Origin of the sequence: Gordonia sp. UBA7860, from assembly GCF_002500165.1 — a bacterium.
Taxonomy (GTDB): Bacteria; Actinomycetota; Actinomycetes; order Mycobacteriales; family Mycobacteriaceae; genus Gordonia; species Gordonia sputi.
On the sequence record NZ_DLSO01000195.1, the window covers coordinates 65,160 to 83,985 of the forward strand.

Annotated in this window: 15 protein-coding genes; 8 read left to right on the plus strand and 7 right to left on the minus strand. The window is 66.3% G+C overall.

Going from position 1 to position 18,826, the window contains the following annotated elements; genetic code table 11:
- From rpsI to eccCa, 4 genes are all read right to left on the minus strand, one after another.
- Complete coding sequence (rpsI, locus tag B3T59_RS23315; RefSeq protein WP_005207958.1) at positions 1 to 603, minus strand: 30S ribosomal protein S9; 603 nt, start codon at positions 601 to 603, stop codon at positions 1 to 3.
- Entirely contained in the window at positions 600 to 1,043 is a 444-nt protein-coding gene (gene rplM, locus B3T59_RS23320) for a 50S ribosomal protein L13 (RefSeq protein WP_005174183.1), read from the minus strand. The genes rpsI and rplM overlap by 4 nt, the downstream gene beginning before the upstream one ends.
- A 180-nt stretch (positions 1,044 to 1,223) precedes the next feature.
- Complete coding sequence (locus tag B3T59_RS23325) at positions 1,224 to 2,546, minus strand: type VII secretion-associated protein (RefSeq protein WP_287005260.1); 1,323 nt, start codon at positions 2,544 to 2,546, stop codon at positions 1,224 to 1,226.
- Between the two features lie 2 nt (positions 2,547 to 2,548).
- Positions 2,549 to 6,721, minus strand: coding sequence for a type VII secretion protein EccCa (gene eccCa, locus B3T59_RS23330; RefSeq protein WP_287005261.1), 4,173 nt, complete (start codon positions 6,719 to 6,721; stop codon positions 2,549 to 2,551).
- A gap of 126 nt (positions 6,722 to 6,847) precedes the next feature.
- On the opposite strand from eccCa, the gene eccD reads away from it, so the two are divergent.
- A complete protein-coding gene (eccD, locus tag B3T59_RS23335) occupies positions 6,848 to 8,407 on the plus strand; it encodes a type VII secretion integral membrane protein EccD (RefSeq protein WP_251723111.1) in 1,560 nt (519 codons plus the stop codon).
- Between the two features lie 38 nt (positions 8,408 to 8,445).
- Positions 8,446 to 9,792, plus strand: coding sequence for a type VII secretion-associated serine protease mycosin (gene mycP, locus B3T59_RS23340; RefSeq protein ID WP_251723112.1), 1,347 nt, complete (start codon positions 8,446 to 8,448; stop codon positions 9,790 to 9,792).
- A 43-nt stretch (positions 9,793 to 9,835) separates the two neighbouring features.
- Here mycP and B3T59_RS23345 read toward each other — a convergent pair whose 3' ends face one another.
- Positions 9,836 to 10,792, minus strand: coding sequence for a 4-hydroxy-3-methylbut-2-enyl diphosphate reductase (locus tag B3T59_RS23345; protein WP_005207952.1), 957 nt, complete (start codon positions 10,790 to 10,792; stop codon positions 9,836 to 9,838).
- Positions 10,793 to 10,875: 83 nt separating this feature from the next.
- Here B3T59_RS23345 and B3T59_RS23350 point away from each other — a divergent pair, with 83 nt between their 5' ends.
- From B3T59_RS23350 to B3T59_RS23360, 3 genes are read left to right on the plus strand one after another with little or no spacing between them, the layout of a single operon-like run.
- Positions 10,876 to 11,784: a lipid droplet-associated protein gene (locus B3T59_RS23350; RefSeq protein WP_251723113.1), complete on the plus strand. Its 909-nt coding sequence runs from the start codon at positions 10,876 to 10,878 to the stop codon at positions 11,782 to 11,784.
- Positions 11,781 to 13,109, plus strand: a complete 1,329-nt coding sequence (xseA, locus tag B3T59_RS23355; RefSeq protein ID WP_251723114.1) for an exodeoxyribonuclease VII large subunit — start codon at positions 11,781 to 11,783, stop codon at positions 13,107 to 13,109. Before B3T59_RS23350 ends, xseA begins: the two co-directional genes overlap by 4 nt.
- Entirely contained in the window at positions 13,106 to 13,384 is a 279-nt protein-coding gene (locus B3T59_RS23360; RefSeq protein WP_251723115.1) for an exodeoxyribonuclease VII small subunit, read from the plus strand. The genes xseA and B3T59_RS23360 overlap by 4 nt, the downstream gene beginning before the upstream one ends.
- 41 nt (positions 13,385 to 13,425) lie before the next feature.
- Here B3T59_RS23360 and B3T59_RS23365 read toward each other — a convergent pair whose 3' ends face one another.
- The gene (locus B3T59_RS23365; RefSeq protein WP_064863670.1) at positions 13,426 to 13,992 is read right to left on the minus strand and encodes a DUF4245 domain-containing protein; all 567 of its coding nucleotides are present in this window, start codon (positions 13,990 to 13,992) and stop codon (positions 13,426 to 13,428) included.
- A 103-nt stretch (positions 13,993 to 14,095) separates the two neighbouring features.
- Between B3T59_RS23365 and B3T59_RS23370 the strand changes: the two genes are divergently transcribed.
- The 3 genes from B3T59_RS23370 (at position 14,096) to glpX (ending at position 17,564) form a co-directional block, all read left to right on the plus strand.
- Positions 14,096 to 15,631, plus strand: a complete 1,536-nt coding sequence (locus tag B3T59_RS23370; protein WP_287005266.1) for an ABC transporter permease subunit — start codon at positions 14,096 to 14,098, stop codon at positions 15,629 to 15,631.
- Entirely contained in the window at positions 15,628 to 16,404 is a 777-nt protein-coding gene (locus B3T59_RS23375; RefSeq protein WP_064863617.1) for an amino acid ABC transporter ATP-binding protein, read from the plus strand. The genes B3T59_RS23370 and B3T59_RS23375 overlap by 4 nt, the downstream gene beginning before the upstream one ends.
- Before the next feature lie 164 nt (positions 16,405 to 16,568).
- On the plus strand, positions 16,569 to 17,564 hold the full coding sequence (gene glpX, locus B3T59_RS23380; RefSeq protein ID WP_005207945.1) for a class II fructose-bisphosphatase: 996 nt from the start codon (positions 16,569 to 16,571) through the stop codon (positions 17,562 to 17,564).
- Positions 17,565 to 17,573: 9 nt separating this feature from the next.
- On the opposite strand, the gene B3T59_RS23385 is transcribed toward glpX, so the two are convergent.
- Positions 17,574 to 18,826 (minus strand): wax ester/triacylglycerol synthase domain-containing protein (locus tag B3T59_RS23385; protein ID WP_287005262.1); only part of this gene is annotated, 1,253 nt, incomplete at its 5' end.

Here is an 18,826-nt window from a genome sequence, read left to right on the forward strand (position 1 = left end):
TCAGCGCTTGGAGTACTGCGACGCCTTGCGGGCCTTCTTCAGGCCGTACTTCTTGCGCTCGACCGCACGCGGGTCGCGAGTCAGGAAGCCGGCCTTCTTGAGTGCCGGACGATCCTCAGGGGTGACCTCGATGAGGGCACGGGCGATCGCGAGACGCAGCGCACCGGCCTGGCCCGAGGGGCCGCCGCCGACGAGCTTGGCGTAGATGTCGAACGACTCGGTGCGCTCGACGGTCACCAGCGGAGCCTTGATGAGCTGCTGGTGAACCTTGTTGGGGAAGTAGTCCTCGAGGCTGCGGCCGTTGAGGGTGAATCCACCCGAACCGGGCAGCATGCGGACGCGGACCACGGCCTCCTTGCGGCGACCGACGGTCTGGATCGGACGGTCGATGACCACGGGACCACGATCGATCGTGACCTCGGCGGCAGCGGGTGCCTCGGTGTCGTAATCATCTGCGGCCTGCTCGAGCTCGACAGCGGCCTCGACGGCAGCTTCGACAGCGCCCTCTGCGGCAGCGGTGTTGTCACCGGCAGCGGCCTGCGCCTCGGCGGCGTTCTCGACTGCGTTTTCCACAGCCTCGTCGCTGATGTTCTCGTTGCTCACTGGGCCACCTGCTTGATCTCGAAGGGGACGGGGCGCTGGGCCGCGTGGGGATGGTTCGGGCCTGCGTACACCTTGAGCTTCGAGGCCATGGCGCGGCCGAGCTTGGTGTGGGGCAGCATTCCCGTGATCGCCTTCTCGACGACACGCTCGGGGTGCGACTCGAGCAGTTCAGCGGTGGTCTGCACCTTGAGGCCACCCGGATGTCCGGAGTGCCGGTAGTTCAGCTTGCGATCAGCCTTGTTGCTGGTCAGCGCGACCTTCTCGGCGTTGATGATGATGACGAAGTCGCCACCATCCATGTGGGGTGCGTAGGTCGGCTTGTGCTTGCCGCGGAGCAGGTTCGCGCTCTGCACGGCCAGCCGGCCGAGCACCACGTCGTTGGCGTCGATGACATGCCACGTACGCGTGATGTCACCGGCCTTCGGGGTGTAAGTAGGCACAGGTGGTCCTCAACTCTTGTGTCGATGGTGCTGGTCAGGGGCGCAGACGGAGACGATTCCCGGCGACCAGTGGGGACCCGGGGCTCTGCTACCTTGCTCCACGCAGGAACGAAAGTGTCACGCACCAGCGATCCAGAGTACGCGACGCCGCTGGTCAGGGTCAAAACGCGGCTGGTGGCCTCACGGGACGATCCTCGCCGTCGACACAGCCCGTGCACAGTGGGCGTCGACCGATTCTCCCGCAGAACCGGCCTGGCACCCGATACTCACCTGCAGATCGTCGTCGACCAGCACGTACCAGCGGATCGCCGAGCCCGACGCGGGTGCCTCGCGGTAGGCGATCACCTCGCGGTCCCCGAACCTCGTCGACGCCGAGAACTCACTCACCACGTCGTCGCCGCGCTGACTGATCCGGTTGCGCAAACTGTTCGCCACCGAGTCGAGCGTCGACGCCGAGCGCACGTCACTCTGCACCAGAAGAATCCGACCACCCGACCCCGGATCGGTGAACACACTGCGGGCCTGGCCAGTGCCACGATCGGACGGGTCGCCTGGCATCGGTGGCGCGCTGCGATGCCAGGCCGCCGGCACCGACAGCGTGGTGCGCCCGACGACGGCGTCGCGGTATGTCGGCCCCTGCGGCGCGTCGTGTCGCCATCCGACGACGCCGAGCACCACCAGACCGACGACCAGCAGAGCACAGCACGCGATCGGCAGTCGGTATCGCCACGCGAACGACTGGCGTGCACGTGCGTCCCCCGGTTGGTCGCCCATCGCCTCAGGTAGCGGGGCGACGACAGCTGTCCGTGCTCCGTGCCGACGGACAAGTGCACGATCGACGGGCACGACCCGTCCCGCAACGGCATACGCGCAGATCTCTTCGATCGCCGCGCGTACCTCATCCCGGTCGGAACCGTCGACGAATACCGCCTCCACCGAGTCGTCGACGAGCGCGACGATCTTCTCCCCCACATGAGCGTCGTCATCCAGGGTGATGACGCCGCTGCGTTCGATCACCCAACCCCCGGAGGTGCGGACCAACCGTGCAACATCCCAGGTCGGTGGCACCGTGTCGGCCGGATAGCTCGGGCGGTGTGTCGTCTCGACGACCACACAGTTGCCCATCACGGTGTCGCTGTGACTACGTGCCACGAGAACTGCGCGAGGTATCAGACTCGCAGGCGGGCGCATACCCGCGGCCGCACGCGCGAGAACCCCGCACCGCACCGCACCCCAGGTGCTGGGGTGGCCGATCAGGAGAGGTCGATCGCTCACGCTGCGAGCGATGTTCCACAGCACCTCGCGCCAGAGCTCTCCGACATCACGCGACTCGCCGGCTACGGTCACCGCGGCCGCGTCGATGTGGTCGAGCAAGAAGGTGACGTCGAGGGGCCCCGGCCCGCTCGCGGTGTCGACGACGGCCTCGCCGTACGCGAGATCGACGACGACCGGCGCAGCTGTCGGTGCGGCCGGGGCGAGCGGTTCCGACTGTGGGATCGTCACGCTCACTGATCCGCCTCGAGGGCCACCTGGATCATTTCCTGCGGCCTGACTCGCGACACGAGTTCTCCGCGGCCCGGCACGAGCTGCTGCATCCTGGATCGACCGACGATGTAGCCCTCGTCGCGGTCGCCGCTCATCAGCAGGACGTCGCTCGACAGGTCCTTCAGCCGGGCGATCACCGGGTCGAACATCGCCCGACCGACGCCACCTGACCGACGGGCGAGCACGATGTGCAGTCCGATGTCGCGGGCGTGTGACGCCATCTCGACCAGCGGTTCGATCGGATGCCGAGCGCCGGTAGCCACCATGTCGTAGTCGTCGATGATGACGTAGATGTCGGGACCCGACCACCAGCTACGTTCCTTCAGCTGCTGCACGGTCAGGTCTTCCGGTGGCAACCGGTCACGGAAGTAGCCCGCGAGTTGGGTCATCATCGATCCCGCGTTCTCGGTCGAGCTCGCGTAGCCCGCCAGGTGCTCGCCCTCGATGATGCCCAGCATCGTGCGCCGGAAGTCGACGAGGACGATCTTGACCTCGTCGGGCGTCGAATTGCGCACGAGCCCCGTGACGATCGTCTTGAGCACGTTGGTTTTGCCGTGCTCGACATCGGAGAACACCATGAAGTGCGGTTGGACGCCGAAGTCGAGGACAACGGGAGCAAGCTCGAGTTCGCCGACGCCTATCGCTACCTGGTTGGGCCCCAACGTGATCGACGACGCCGTCAACAACTCGTCGACGCGCTCACGGGTGATCTCGGTGCCGAGTTTGCGCACCGGCATGGCCTGCCGGTCGGCTCCGTACGCGTTCTGCAGCTTCTCCGCGGCGTGAGCGACACCGGCGCGTAGCGATTGCGCCGAGGAAACCCCGTCGAGCCTCGGCAACGCGATGAGCATGTGCAGTTCCTGTGCGGTGAGTCCGCGTCCTGGTCGATTCTGCGGCACCGATGCCGCCGCGCGCCTGCCCATCGTCGAGTCACTGGGGTCGCCGAGCCGCAGTTCGATCCGACTGCCCATCAGGTCGCGCATCGCAGGCTTGACCTCTGCCCACCTCGACGCCGCGATGACGACGTGGACTCCGTACGAGAGTCCCTGCGAGACAAGGGTGCTGATCTGTTCGTCGAGAAAGTCGAACTCGCCGCGGAGCACCGCGATGCCGTCGAAGACGAGGAACACATCGCCGTGCCGGTCGTCGCCGAGAGGGTCGTCGTCGGCGAGGACTCCGGTGGCGAACCACTGCGCCCGACGCGCGCGGAAGTCCTGCATCGACTCGATTCCCAAGCGCGCGAACAACAATTCGCGACGACGCAGGATCGCCGACACCTCGGCGACCGTGCGTCGCACCGCGTCGAGATCGCCGCGCGAGGCCACCGACCCGACGTGCGGCACTCCGGCCAGCCCCGCGAGGCTGCCACCGCCGAAATCGAGGCAGTAGAACTGAACCTGCTCGGGTGTATGCGTTGCCGCCATCGACATGACCAGGGTCCGCAGCGTCGTCGACTTGCCCGATTGTGGACCACCGACAACCGCGACGTTGCCTGCGCCGCCCGACAGATCGAGCAGCAGCAGGTCGCGACGCTGGTCGTACGGGCGGTCGACGATGCCGACGGCAGCGACGAGAGTGCCTGGCGCAGCGGGTTGATTCACGTCCCGACCGACGAGTACGTCGACTGTCGGAGAGTCGTCGAGCGGAGGCAACCAGACACCGTGCGCTGCGGGTCCGTGCCCCGCGATTCTCCCGACGAGTGTCTGCAGCAACGTCGGAACACCAACCCCGACGACGTCGGCAGCGACGCTTCCGTTGACGCAGGACTCGCCCGCCCCATCCCCGTCTACCTTTCCCAGCTCGGCGGTGTTCGAGTCAGCTCTCGGCGGCTCCTCGTCGAGCAGCGCCAGCGCGGCGTCGAGTACCGAACCCTGCCGGGCCACTGCGTAATCCCCATCGCCGTCGTCCGCACGGCCGTGAACCGCACCGTCGAGTGGGACCGGCAGCGCCGTGAAGATTCTCATCGTGGCGCGCGGACGATCGGAGTCCACATCGATCTCGTCGAGGTAGGCAGATGGCGAGTGATAGGGGCCGGACACATACGAGGTGTTGAATCTGATCGGTTCGGCGCTGTCGCATTTGAGGTAGGCGGAGCCCGGGACGCTCGGCAGGTGATAGGCGTCGGGAACGCCGAGCACCGACCTCGACTCGTTGGCGGAGAACGTCTTCAGCCCGATGCGATACGACAGGTGGCTGTCGAGGCCACGCAGTTTGCCCTCCTCCAACCTCTGCGAGGCCAGGAGCAGATGGATGTGCAGCGAACGCCCAAGACGGCCGATCGCCACGAACAGTTCCGCGAAATCCGGTTTCTGGGAGAGCAATTCGGAAAACTCGTCGACGATGATGAAGAGTGCAGGCATCGGCTCGAGACGCACACCCGAGGCGCGCGCACGCTCATACTCGGCAACGTTGGCGAAATTTCCCGAGGCGCGGAGCACCTCCTGTCGACGAGTCATCTCACCGGAGAGAGCGTCCTTCATCCGGTCGACCATTGCCAGTTCTTGCTCGAGGTTGGTGATGATCGCCGCAACGTGCGGCGCCGACTCGAGGCCCAGGAACGTCGCCCCGCCTTTGAAGTCGACGAGAACGAGGTTGAGTTCGGCAGGCGAGTGTGTTGCCAACATGGATACGACAAGCGTGCGCAGAAACTCGGACTTTCCCGAACCCGTTGCGCCGATACATAATCCGTGCGGTCCGGTGCCTCCGTGTGCGCTCTCTTTGATGTCGAGTTCAACAGGCGTTCCGTTCGGCTGGAAACCGATCGGCACACGGAGGCGATCTTTACCCGTCCGACCGCGCCACTGCACGCTCGGATCGAAGCGAGCAACGTCGTCGATGCCGAGAAGAGCGGGCAGTCCCGGATCGCCTGCTGTCGCCTCGGAGTCCAGGTTGGCCATGCTCGCCGCGGTTGCCACATGGTAGCGAGCGAGTTTGCGTGCGATGGCCTCCGCTTCGGCGATCGTCAACCCATCCATGTCGGCGAACTCCTCGATGCCGACAGCGCTACGCGCACAGACCTTGCCGCCGCGAATCATCAACTCGAGTCCGCGCCGTGCAGCCAGTCCATCGGGCGGGGCAGACAGATCGAGAACGGTCACCTGTTCGGTACCAGCATCGTTGATCAGCCGCTCATCTCCGGCGACGTGGCCGTCGTCGATGATGACGACGACGTGCGCTCGCCCGGCCACGGGCGGTGCGGAGCGACTGAATCGACCGCGATCGAGTAGTTCCGCCGCAAGCGACGTCTCCAGGTCGGCGAGCGACTCGAAGACCATACGCAGCGGCCCCAATCCGTCACGAAGGCTCGGATGTCCCACGTGGGGAAGCCATTTCGTCCAGTCCCATGCCTCGCCGACGGGGTCGGCGGTGACGATCGCGATCCGCAGATGGTCCGGACCGTGAAACACACACAGTTCTGCCACGAGGGCGCGCACCACCTCGCGGGTTTCTCCGCGGACGCCGCCGATGTTGACCGCCGGGAACCCGCGCAGCGAGATCGACGTCGGTAATCGGTGAACGACGGAATGCGTTCGCACAAAACGACGTAACGCGACCATCGAGACAGGTTCGAGGTCTTCGGGCGGACCGGTCTCGGGCGGCATCAGGCGTGTCGCGAGTCCATGCGCGCCGACACCGATCCGGACGTGTGCGAAGTCGGGATCAGACGGCCGTCGTTCCCACATCCGACGTGTACCGATCAGCGTCGGCAGTGTGCGCGGGTCGGGATGGCTCCAGGTCAGCGCTGCGCGTTGCGCGTCGACGGTGTCGCGGACCTGGTCACGCAGTTGCCCGAGGTATCTGAAGTAGTCCTTGCGCTCCTCGTTGAGTTCCGCGGCCCGCTTACCGCCTCCGCGACCACCCGCGGCGAACATGCCGAACATGGACATGAGCATCATCAGCGGAAACATCATGAAGAGCGGATTGCTGAGAATGTTGCGACCGCCGGTCGCGAACATCAACGCCAGCATGCCGACGACCGCCACGATCATGACGACCGGCAGCAGTTTCATCAACAGATTCCCGGGGACCACCCGGGGAACGTCCGGCGGTGGTGCGATCGTCAACTCGCCGCCCGGCGTACGCGGCATGGCGATCCGCGCACGACGCACGAACCCCTCGGTCGTCGAAGCCAACTCATCTCCCCCACAGAACCCGGACACATGCTGCGCCTCGTGGCTTCTAGCCCTGTTGAGACTTGGCTGGTCGTCGATGTCGTAGTTCGCTATGTTAACTCCCAACCGCGGGGAGAACGGACAAACATGACATCTGTGGACACGTCGAGAATGGTCGGTGGCAGCCCAGCCGGGAGCGGGCCGGCTGGCGAGCGACGCGCCGGCCGCACGACGCCGATCGAGCCGGCCCTCGTTCGCGTGTCTGTCCTGGGCGGCAATACCCAGCTCGACGTCGGGCTTCCCGCAGCCGTGCCGGTGGCGGTGCTGATCGGCGAGCTCGTCTCCCAGATCACCGCGCGCATCCCGGCCCAACACGACCCGGACGACCCCGATGTCGATCCCTCGACACAGCCACCCGACCGCCAGCACCGTTGGACGCTCGCACTCGTCGGACAGGAGCCGCTCGTACCGAACCGAACGTTGTCGGAGTCGGGTGTTCGTGACGGCGACCTGCTGATGCTGCAGTCGGTCGACACCGGCGAGTCGCCCGTATTGTTCGACGACGTCGTCGACGCTGTCGCGCGACTCAACGATTCGGTGTTCGCGACGTGGTCGCCACTCGCCGCGCGATACGCCGGATATGTCGCGACGTTGATCGCCGCACTGGGTGCGGCAGCATCGCTGAGCCTCACTCGTCTCGGTGGGATGGGAAGCACGACAGCACTATTGGGTGGTATCGCAGCGCTGGCTTTCCTCGCCGCCGCGGCTGTTGTCGCCCGGCACTTCGACGACGCGCCGTCGGCAACCGTGCTGTCGGCGTCGGCCATGCCCTTCGCATTCGTCGCGGGCCTATTGACCCCTCCCGGTACATTCGGCGCCGCCCATCTGGCGCTGGGGTGTGCGCTGGTGTTGCTCGCCTCAGTCGTCTCGTATCGGGTGACCGCTGTCGGACCGATCACCCACAGCGCACTGACCACCACGTCCACGCTGACCGGCGCAGGAGCAGTCCTGACGCTCGTCGCCGGCACCGGCATCGGCGTTGAGAAGGTGTCGGCCGTCGTGGCTGCCGTCGGCCTGTTGACCGTATGCACCGCATCGCGCACGACGATCCTGCTCACCAAACTGCCTGTGCCACCGGTCCCGACAGCGGGTGCCCCGATCGACCTCGATGTCTTCGAACCAACACCGGCGATCGAGGGAATCGGCGCGATCGGTGCGATCGCACTGCCCAAAGTCGATGCGCTCGAACGACGCTCACACCTCGCCAACGCGTATCTGACCGGAATCATCGGCGGCGCAACCGCTGTCACCGCTGTGGCAGCCTGCGGCGCAGCGGCTCCCCTCTCCGGATTCCACCCGATCGCGGTCGCATACGCGATCGTCATCGGTGTGGTCCTGTGCCTGCGCGGTCGCTCGCACAGCGACCTCGCGCAGGCCGCAACGCAGATCGCAGGTGGCGCATTGACGGTGATCGTGGTGTTCGTCGGACTCGCGGTTGGCGATCCGTCGCCATGGGCATTGATCGGGTTCGGCGTCGCCACAGCACTCGCTGTCGTTGCCGTGATCGTCGGCAGGCTCGCTGCGGCTCATGACTTTTCGCCGATGTTGCGACGCAGCGCCGAGCTGTTCGAGTACGCGCTGCTGCTCGCGGTGATCCCGCTACTACTGTGGATACTCGATCTCTACCGGCTCGTGCGGGAGTTCTGACCTTGCCGCGCGCACGCGCGTGTTCTGTTGTGGCGGCGATGGTGTCGTGCATCGCGGTACTCGTGTGCTCGAGTGAGGCTCCGGCTCTCGCCGTGACACCACCGGTCATCGACACCGCCGCACTCGTCAGATCTGCACCGGTCGCACCACCCGAACCCACAGAGCAACGCACACTGTGTGCCGCACCGCTTGCCGCAGAGGCGTATTCGTCGGCGACGGGTGCGCAGGCGATGATGCGGCTGCCTGACGCGTGGCGCTTCAGCAGAGGCGCGGGCCAGCGCGTCGCGGTGATCGACACCGGCGTCAGCCCGAGTCGACGACTCCCCCGGCTGACCGCGGGTGGCGACTACGTGTCGACCGGCGACGGTTTGTCCGACTGCGACGCACACGGCACACTCGTCGCGGGCATCATCGCGAGCGCGCCGAGCAACACCGACGCCTTCGCAGGTGTGGCACCCGACGCGTCGATCATCTCGATCCGTCAGTCGAGTACGGCGTTCGGCGCCAGACGTTCTCGCGATTCAGACGATCCTCACGTCGGGAGCGGATACGGCTCGGTGCGCACGCTCGCCCACGCGGTGGTCCGCGCCGTCGACCTCGGTGCAACGGTCATCAACATCTCCGAGGTGGCGTGCGCTGCCGTGGGCGCCAAGCTCAACGACCGATCACTCGGCGCAGCGGTGCGATATGCGCACGAGCGCGATGTCGTTGTCGTCGTCGCCGCAGGCAACCTGACACGCGATTCGGCATGTACGAGTCAGAATCCGATCCCGAGCGGCGACGACCCGACGGGGTGGCGGTCGGTCTCGATGATCGCGAGCCCCGCATGGTTCTCTCCGTACGTGCTCACCGTCGGCTCCGTGGACGCGGGCACCGGCGCCCCAAGCGATTTCAGCATCAACGGCCCGTGGGTATCTGTCGCAGCACCGGGAACCGACGTCATCAGCATCGACGGCTCGGGACGCGTCGTGTACGCGCAGCAGGATCAGTCGGGAGCAATCCCCTTGCGCGGCACCAGCTTCTCAACTGCCTACGTCAGCGGCCTCGTCGCGCTCGTTCGTGCGCGCTACCCGCGTCTGACCGCAGCCGCGGTCATCGATCGTGTCACCAGAACTGCCCACGCGCCGGGCACTGGGCGCGATACCCGTATCGGATTCGGAGTCGTCGACCCCGTCGCGGCACTCACCGCAGAACTCGACGACACTCCACGCGCCGACGCTGTCGCACATCCGATCGCAGCACCGCCGTCACCGCAGGCACCCGATCACACCGCTCGCAACGTCGCGCTGCTCGGTACGGGGGCAGCCGCGGTGCTCATCGTGGTGGTTCTCGCACTCGCGCTGCCGCAGCGGCGCACCCGCACGCTCAGTCCCGACGAGTACTGAACTCGCGACGAACACTGCCCGCCGGAGCTACGACAAGCGTTGGCTACTTCGACGACGTCCGCGCGGGCCGCAACTCGCGCGGCAGTGCGAAGGTCAGCGTCTCCTCGGCGGTGTTGACCTTCTCGACGGAGTCGTAGCCACGCTCGGCGAGGTAGTCGAGCACTCCGCGCACCAAGACCTCGGGCACCGACGCGCCGGACGTGACGCCGACCGTCGAGACGCCGTCGAGCCATGCGTCGTCGATCTCGCGGGCGTAATCGACCAGGTGGCCGTCCTTGGCGCCGTTCTGCACCGCGACCTCGACAAGCCGCACCGAGTTGGACGAGTTCTTGGACCCCACCACGATCACCAGGTCGCACTGCGGAGCCATCGCCTTGACCGCGACCTGGCGGTTCTGGGTGGCGTAGCAGATGTCGTCGCTCGGCGGGTCATTGAGAAGGGGGAACTTCTCCCGCAGCCGTCGCACGGTTTCCATCGTCTCGTCGACAGACAGTGTGGTCTGCGAAAGCCAGATCACCTTGGACTCGTCGCGCACGGTTACTTTGTCGACGCTGTCGGGGCCGTCGACGATCTGGATGTGCTCGGGAGCCTCACCTGAGGTTCCCTCGACCTCTTCGTGGCCCTCGTGGCCGATCAGCAGGATGTCGTAATCGTCGCGGGCGAAACGCTTGGCCTCCTGGTGCACCTTGGTGACCAGCGGACAGGTGGCGTCGATGGTCTTGAGGCTGCGGGCTGCTGCTGTGCGATGTACCTCTGGCGACACCCCGTGTGCGGAGAAGACGACGATCGCACCCTCCGGGACCTCGTCGGTCTCGCCGACGAACACGGCGCCACGCTCGGTGAGCGTGTCCACGACGTGCCTGTTGTGAACGATCTCTTTACGCACGTAGACGGGTGCTCCGTGCTTGTCCAGGGCGCGTTCGACGGTCTCGACCGCACGGTCGACGCCCGCGCAGTAACCGCGCGGCTCGGCCAGCAGGACACGCTTTGGTTCAGACATGGTCTCCAGGGTACGTGGTGTCAGCCCAGCGAACCGCCGCGCTTCGGGTTGGTGTGACGCAGACCAGATGGCAGAGTGTGGTCATGGTTCGCGCACCCTATCCTGCACGTATCGCCGCAGGTCTCATCGTCGTGGCAATCGAAGAGACCCGCCGACTGCCGACTCGCCTGTTCACGCTGCCCATGACAGCGGTTAGTCAGACGCTCCAAGCCGGTATGCGGGCGCAGCAGCAGATCGCCGAGTTGGCGATCAAGGGCGACGAGGCCATTGACCTCCTCTTCGACAAACCCGACGAACAGCCCGAGTGGGCACGCTTCGACGAAGACGAGCTCACCGAGATCGATCCGGGGACACCCATCGAGAGTACGGACACCGAACCAACCGTGACCCGAACCGCCGAGGTCACCACACTGCACGCGGCACCCAAGGCGCCTGCGAAGTCGAAGGCGCCTGCGAAGTCGAAGACGTCTGAGAAGTCGAAGTCGTCGGCGAAGCCCGCGGCAAGCCACAAGACCTCGACCCATGAGACCTCGACCCACAAGAGCGCGGCCACGAAGACCGCGGCCGACAAGGGCACCGCACCCAAGGACTCAGCGCCTGCAAAGGCCCCCACGAAGGCGGTCGACGCCGCGACGACCACCAAGCCTGCGCAACCCGCGAAGGCCGCGACACCGGAGTCGAACTCCGCGGCCAAGACCGCGGCGCCGCGTGCCGACGCCGGGCGGTTCGCGCTCTACAGCTCAGCCCCCGCCGACCTCATCGCGGGCGAGACACCCACCTCCGACGACGATGTCTCCGACGTCGACAAGCCGGAGATCGTCGAGTTCATCGAGTACGACACCCTGACGCTGGCCCAACTGCGCGCCAAACTGCGGGCCGTCGACCTCGACGACCTCACCGCGCTGGTCGCATATGAAACAGCGACCAAGAACCGGGCGCCGTTCATCACGATGCTCGACAACCGGATCACCGCCCAGAACAAGCGGTCGTGACCTCGGCGAACGCAACGCCGCCCGGGAAATCCAAAGACACGGGCAATAATGCCGACAACCCGTGGCCGGTACGCACCGTCAATCGCAAGATCGCGGAGTGGATCAACAAGCTCGGTCAGATCTGGGTGGAGGGTCAGGTCACCCAGGTCTCGCGCCGACCGGGTACCCGCACCTCGTTCCTCACGCTTCGCGATCCGGCCGCAGACATCTCGATCACCGTCACCTGCAGCCCCGACCTGTTGATGCGCACCGAGGTCCCCGTGACCGAGGGCAGCCACGTCGTGATGCTCGGCCGACCCGACTTCTACGCCGGCCGCGGGACGATCTCCTTGCGCGTCACCGACATTCGACCCATCGGCGTCGGCCAGCTGTTGCTGCGCATCGAACGTCTCAAACAACTCCTCGCGGCGGAGGGGCTCTTCGATCCGCGCCTCAAGCGGTCGCTGCCGTTCCTCCCGCGCACCGTCGGGTTGATCTCCGGACGCGCGAGCGCCGCCCAGCGCGACGTGATGTCGGTGGCGCAGACACGGTGGACGCAGGTGCGCTTCGCGGTCCGCGACGCTCCCGTCCAGGGACCGACAGCGGTGCCACGCATCCTGGCCCACCTCGCCGATCTCGACGCCGACCCCGAGGTCGACGTCATCGTGATCGCACGCGGCGGAGGCAGCGTCGAGGATCTACTCCCTTTCTCCGACGAGGCACTGCTGCGGGCCGTCGCAGCATGTACCACGCCCGTCATCAGCGCGATCGGCCATGAACCCGACAATCCGCTCCTCGACCTCGTCGCCGACATCCGCGCCGCCACCCCGACCGATGCGGCCAAGCGCGTCGTCCCCGATGTCACCGCAGAACTCGCCGGCATCGCAGAGATGCGTCGACGCAGCGCCCACGCACTCCGTAACTGGGTCCACCGCGAAGACCGGGTGATCGCGGGCCTGCGTGCACGGCCCGTCCTCGCCAACCCGTTCACCATGATCGACCGACGCTCCGACGACGTCGACCGCATGCGGCGCGACATCCGACGCGACGTCAGCAGGATGGTCGACGCCGAGCAGCGCCGCGTCGAACATCTCTCCGCGCGCCTGGCGACACTCGGTCCGGCACAGACCCTCGCCCGCGGGTACGCCGTCGTCCAACGCGTCGACGACGGCGACCCTCACGTGGTGACCTCGACCGACCAAATGCCCGCGGGCGCGCGACTGCGCATCCGCGTCGGCGACGGCGCAGCCACGGCTGAGGTCACGTCAGAAGCACCCGACGCCGAGAAACGCACAGCGAAGACCACCGACGACGACACCCCCAGCACACAGAGGAGCACGAAGTGACCGGCCCTGCGAAAGGCAAGTCCACCAAGCCGATCCCGGTGGCGCAGCTCGGCTACGAGCAGGCCCGCGACGAGCTCATCGAGGTCGTCACGACACTCGAACACGGTGGCCTCGACCTCGACGCATCGCTAGCGATCTGGGAGCGCGGCGAAGCATTGGCGACGCGCTGCGAGGAACACCTCACCGGAGCGCGTGACCGTATCGAAGCCGCCCTCTCGCCCGATGACAGCGAGGATGACGACGAGTTCGACGACTCAGACCCCGACGAGGACTGAGCTCACCCACACCGGGCTCACCGGGACTGGGATCGGGAGTCCTACTTCGGCAGCGGCTGCTGAGCGAGCACCGACTGCGCCATCTGCTCCATCTCGGAGTCGGGACCGCGTGACATCACGGCAATCCGCACGTCGGAGAGGTCGGTGATCCAGAACTTGTTGCCGTCGTGCGTCGAATAGGTCACCCAGGTGTGCCCGCCGATGTCCTTGGTGCCCGTTCCCGATGACACGTCGTCGCCGCCGAGCTTCTGGACGAGATCGTCCTCGGACGCATCGGTTTGCGTGAGCTGCAGATAGGCGCCGGTGCCGGTGACCCAACCAACGTTGCTCGACGTCGAGCCGCCTGCCATCTCCCCGGTGCTGCCCGAGTTCGGCTTCCAGCCCTCCGGCGTCGGGGGTCGTCGAATCGGGAACGGCATGGTCCGCGCGTCGGCGGCGAGTCCGTTGTGGACGTCGTACGCGGGGGTTTTGTCGTCGGAGGCGGTGCCGGTCAGTCCCACCGAACAGTTGCCGGACGCGATCGCCACCAGTGCGCAGACCGCCAGCAACGGGATCAGCGTCCAGATCATGTCCTTGCCGCTGGTCAGGATGCGGGGTTTGCTCGCCATGGCTGACGAGTATCCCAGCCGCACGCCACACCCTGCGTCGCGCCCCTCGACGAGCGTGCGCGCCGCCACAATCGACCGCCACCGTCACGCGGTACGGTTCCGTATGCGCGCGCTACAGCTCGTCATGTCCCGTGTCGGGTCCACCGTCCGGCTCAGTGGCAGAGGACGCATCGCCGTCGTCGTGTTGTCCACACTGATCGCCGCGGCAACCCTTGCTGCGTGCGGCGGTTCCGACGACCAGCGCAACGGCATGGACGAGATCCGTTCTTCCGGCGTGCTGCGTGTCGGCACCGAGGGCACCTACGCGCCGTTCAGCTATCGCGATCCCACGACGGGCGAGCTCGCAGGCTACGACGTCGACGTTGCGAACGCGGTCGCCAAGAAGATGGGCGTGCGGGCCGAATTCGTCACAACTCCTTGGGATTCCATCTTCGCCGGACTGGAGTCGGGCAGATTCGACGTCGTCGCCAACCAGGTGTCGATCACGCCGGAACGCAAGGCCAAATACGACCTCTCCAAGCCATACGCCGTCAGCGAGGGTGTCATCGTCACCCGCGCCGACGACAACTCCATCCACTCGCTCGACGACCTCAAGGGCAAGACCACCGCGCAGTCGGCCACGAGCAACTGGGCACAGGTGGCCCGCGACGCGGGCGCGAACGTCGAATCCGTCGAGGGCTTCACCCAGGCGATCAAGCTGCTCAACCAGGGGCGCGTCCAGGCAACCGTGAACGACAGCGTCGCGGTCTACGCCTACTTCGCCGAGACCGGCGACAAGAGCGTGAAGATCGCCGCCAAGACCGGAGACACCAGCGAGCAGGCCTTCGCCGCCAGAAAGAACAGCGGGATCACCGGCGACATCAACAAGGCACTCGACGAGCTCAGTGCCGATGGAACCCTGTCGACCATCTCGCAGAAGTACCTCAAGGCGGACGCCAGCGGAAGCGCTGCCGCACAGCAGCAGCAGGCAGTGCCGCGCAGCACGTGGAAGATCATCGGCGACAACCTGTGGCCGATGGCCAAGGCGACCATCACCGTCACCATCCCGCTCGCCGCGATCAGTTTCTTGATTGGTCTGGTAATCGCCTTGGTCGTGGCGCTGGCACGGCTCTCGCAGACACGACTGATCAACTGGCTGGCGCGCGCCTACATCTCGATCGTCCGTGGCACGCCACTGTTGGTGCAGTTGTTCATCATCTTCTACGCGCTACCCGAATTGGGCATCAAGGTGCCGCCGTTCCCCGCCGCCGTCGTCGCGTTCTCGCTCAACGTCGGCGGGTACGCCGCCGAGATCATCCGCAGCGCGATCCTCTCGGTTCCGAAGGGGCAGACAGAAGCGGCCCAGACGATCGGCATGAATTACCGCACGACGATGCGTCGGATCATCCTGCCGCAGGCGGCACGCAACGCGGTGCCGGGCTTGTCCAACACGTTGATCTCGTTGGTCAAGGACACCTCCCTGGCGTCGACGATCCTGGTGACCGAACTGCTGCGGGTCGCTCAGCTCGCCGCAGCACCGACGTTCGAGTTCTTCGCGCTCTACACCACCGCAGCCATCTACTACTGGATCGTGTGCATGGTCCTGTCCGCCCTGCAGAACAGGCTCGAGTCCCGATTGGGAAGGTTCGTGACGTCATGAGTGAACCCGTCAGCAAGCAGCCGGAGCGAGTCGTCGACGTCGCCGGGCTGCAGAAGTCCTTCGGCGACAACCACGTTCTGCGCGGCATCGACTTCACCGTCGACCGCGGCACGGTGACCGTCATCGTCGGCCCATCCGGCTCGGGCAAGACCACCATCCTGCGATCGCTCAACGCCCTCGACATCCCCGACGCCGGAGTCATCCGCGTCGGGGAGCAGACGATCGACTTCGACGGCACGTACTCGAAATCCGACATCGCCAGGTATCGCGCGCAGAGTGCGATGGTGTTCCAGAACTACAACCTCTTTCCCCACATGACGGTCCTCGAGAACGTCATCGAGGGGCCCGTCACGGTGCAGCGTCGCAGCAAGGCCGACGCCACTGCGGAGGCCGAAGCACTGCTGGCCAGCGTCGGGCTCGCCGAGAAGCGCGACCAATACCCGCACCAGTTGTCGGGCGGCCAGCAGCAGCGAGTGGGGATCGTCCGCGCCGTCGCGCTGCATCCGCAGGTCCTGTTGTTCGACGAACCGACGTCGGCGCTCGATCCCGAACTCGTCGGCGACGTGCTGAAAGTGCTCAAGGGTCTCGCCGAGGAGAGCTGGACGATGGTCGTCGTGACCCACGAGATCCGATTCGCGCAGGAGGTCGCCGACCAGGTGCTGTTCGTCGACGGTGGTGTGATCGTCGAGCAGGGCGGCCCCGACGAGGTGATCGCACATCCCGCGGAGGAACGCACCCGTCAGTTCCTCCGTCGCATCCTCGACCCCCTCTGAGGCCTCCACAACCCGCGTGCGCTGCATCGACGCGTCAGATCACTCCCGAGGCGGGTGCGTGAACTCGCACTCGTCATGAAAGGATGATCGATGGGCGTCATTCGCCCGATGCCGCGTACGCCACTGCGGCCGCGTCACTGCCAACGCCAAGGAGTCGATCAGACATGACAGCCGAAAACCACCAGGCACCCGACCGCAACCTTGCCATGGAGCTGGTGCGGGTCACCGAGGCCGCGGCACTCGCCGCAGGACGCTGGGTGGGACGCGGCGAGAAGAAGAAGGGCGACGGTGCGGCCGTCGACGCGATGCGCGAACTCCTGTCGACAGTCTCCATGCGCGGCGTCGTCGTGATCGGTGAGGGCGAAAAGGACGAGGCCCCGATGCTGTTCAACGGCGAAGAGGTCGGCAACGGATTCGGCCCCGACTGCGACGTCGCGGTCGACCCCATCGACGGCACCACTCTGATGGCCGAGGGTCGCCCCAACTCGATCGCCGTCATCGCGGTCAGCGAGCGCGGCACCATGTACGACCCGTCTGCCGTCTTCTACATGGACAAGATCGCCGTCGGCCCGGAAGCCAAGGGCGCCATCAACATCGACGAGTCGGTCGAGTGGAACATCAACTCGGTCGCCAAGGCCAAGGGCATCGACGTCGGCGATCTGACCGTCGTCGTCCTCGACCGTCCGCGCCACGCCGACCTCATCGGCGAGATCCGCAAGGCAGGCGCCAAGATCCGCTTGATCTCCGACGGCGACGTCGCGGGCGCGATCGCCGCTGCCGGTGACTACTCGACGGTGGACATGCTCATGGGTGTCGGCGGTACGCCGGAGGGCATCATCACCGCAGTCGCGATGAAGTGCATGGGCGGCGAGATCCAGGGCAAGCTGTGGCCGCGCAACGACGAAGAGCGCCAGAAGGCGATCGACGCCGGACACGACCTCGACCGTGTGCTGGGCACCGATGACCTGGTCCGCGGCGAGAACTGCTTTTTCGCGGCAACCGGCGTCACCAACGGCGACATGCTCCGCGGCGTCACCTACCGCCGTGGCGGCGCGACCACCCGTTCGCTGGTCATGCGCTCGAAGTCGGGAACCATCCGCCGCATCGAGGCCGTGCACCGCACCACCAAGCTGCGCGAGTACGCGCGCCTCGACATCTAGCCAGAGCCCTTATACGACGCGCCGCATCCCGACCCGGTCGATGTCCTCACCGGTCGGGGCGGCGACGGCGAGCACCTCGTCGAACCCGGCGACGATGCACTCGGCGAACAGTTCCGGGTCGGAGATCGACGCGGCGTCGCAGTTGAGCCCGAGGCATGCCGTGGCGTTGTGCGTGATCATCGTTGCCATCACCGCGCATCCGGGGAGCGGACCGAACGGGAACAACCGCTCGACCTTCGCACCCGCGACGAACGTCTCCCACGGGATACCCGGCACATTGCTGGCCTGCAGATCATTCATGCTCGTCGCGCCACTGAACTGACCGAGAAGCTCACCCGGCATCCACGCCAGCACCGACCCCAGTGTGTTGAAGATGTCGACGGCGGGCTCCGTGCGCGCGGCACGCACCTGCTCGCGGATCGTCAACACACGCTCGAACGGGTCGTCGATGCCCATCGGCCCGGCAAGCCTGCCGACCGCGATGCGGTTACCACCCTCGGGATCTTCTGGTCGACGCACCGAGATCGGGATCGCGACGGGAATCGCGTCGACCTGCTCACCCATCTTCTCGTGATAGATGCGGAAGCCACCGATGAGCCCGCCGAGATAGACGTCGTTGATCGACGCCTTCATCGACTTCGCCACGGCTTTCAGCTCGACGAATGGCACCTCGAACGCGAGGAAGCGCCAGGAGAGGCTGCGCTCGGCGAGCAGCGGCGAACCGGGCGGACTCACGAGGCCGGCAACGCGCGGCACCGACCGCCCGTAGCGCAGCACCTTGCTCAACGCCTGCTTGGGATCTGTCAGCGCCAACGCTCCGCGCAACACCACGCCCGCACGGTAGGGCGTACGTCGAATCTCCTGCCCCACCTGTCGAGCGAGCACCTCGAACGCCGACAGTTCGGTCGGCGGCGGCGCGGGTGGCTGAGGCTTGTCCGGGATCGGCTCACGCGAAGGCGAATGCAGTTGCGCGAGAGCGAGAATCGCGCCGAGTCCATCGGTCAACGCGTGATGCGCCTTGAGGAAGTACGCGGTCTTGCCGTCGGCGAGGCCGGTGATCAGGTAGCCCTCCCACGGCGGTCGCGCCGGGTCGAGCGCGGTCATCGCCAATTGCTCACACGTCGACAGCAGTTCGCCCATCGAGCCGTCCCCGGGCAATCGGATGCGTCGAACGTGATAGTGGAGATCGAACTCCGGGTCGACGGCCCAACTCGGCGTGCCGGTGTGCAGCGGCGAATCAACAACGCGCGAACGGAATCTGG

Bases quoted from the DNA above. Each gene is read 5' to 3' on its own strand.
- eccD (WP_251723111.1), top strand. From the start codon at position 6,848: ATGACATCTGTGGACACGTCGAGAATGGTCGGTGGCAGCCCAGCCGGG.
- mycP (WP_251723112.1), top strand. From the start codon at position 8,446: ATGGTGTCGTGCATCGCGGTACTCGTGTGCTCGAGTGAGGCTCCGGCT.
- B3T59_RS23345 (WP_005207952.1), bottom strand. From the start codon at position 10,792: ATGTCTGAACCAAAGCGTGTCCTGCTGGCCGAGCCGCGCGGTTACTGC.
- B3T59_RS23350 (WP_251723113.1), top strand. From the start codon at position 10,876: ATGGTTCGCGCACCCTATCCTGCACGTATCGCCGCAGGTCTCATCGTC.
- B3T59_RS23365 (WP_064863670.1), bottom strand. From the start codon at position 13,992: ATGGCGAGCAAACCCCGCATCCTGACCAGCGGCAAGGACATGATCTGG.
- B3T59_RS23370 (WP_287005266.1), top strand. From the start codon at position 14,096: ATGCGCGCGCTACAGCTCGTCATGTCCCGTGTCGGGTCCACCGTCCGG.
- B3T59_RS23375 (WP_064863617.1), top strand. From the start codon at position 15,628: ATGAGTGAACCCGTCAGCAAGCAGCCGGAGCGAGTCGTCGACGTCGCC.
- glpX (WP_005207945.1), top strand. From the start codon at position 16,569: ATGACAGCCGAAAACCACCAGGCACCCGACCGCAACCTTGCCATGGAG.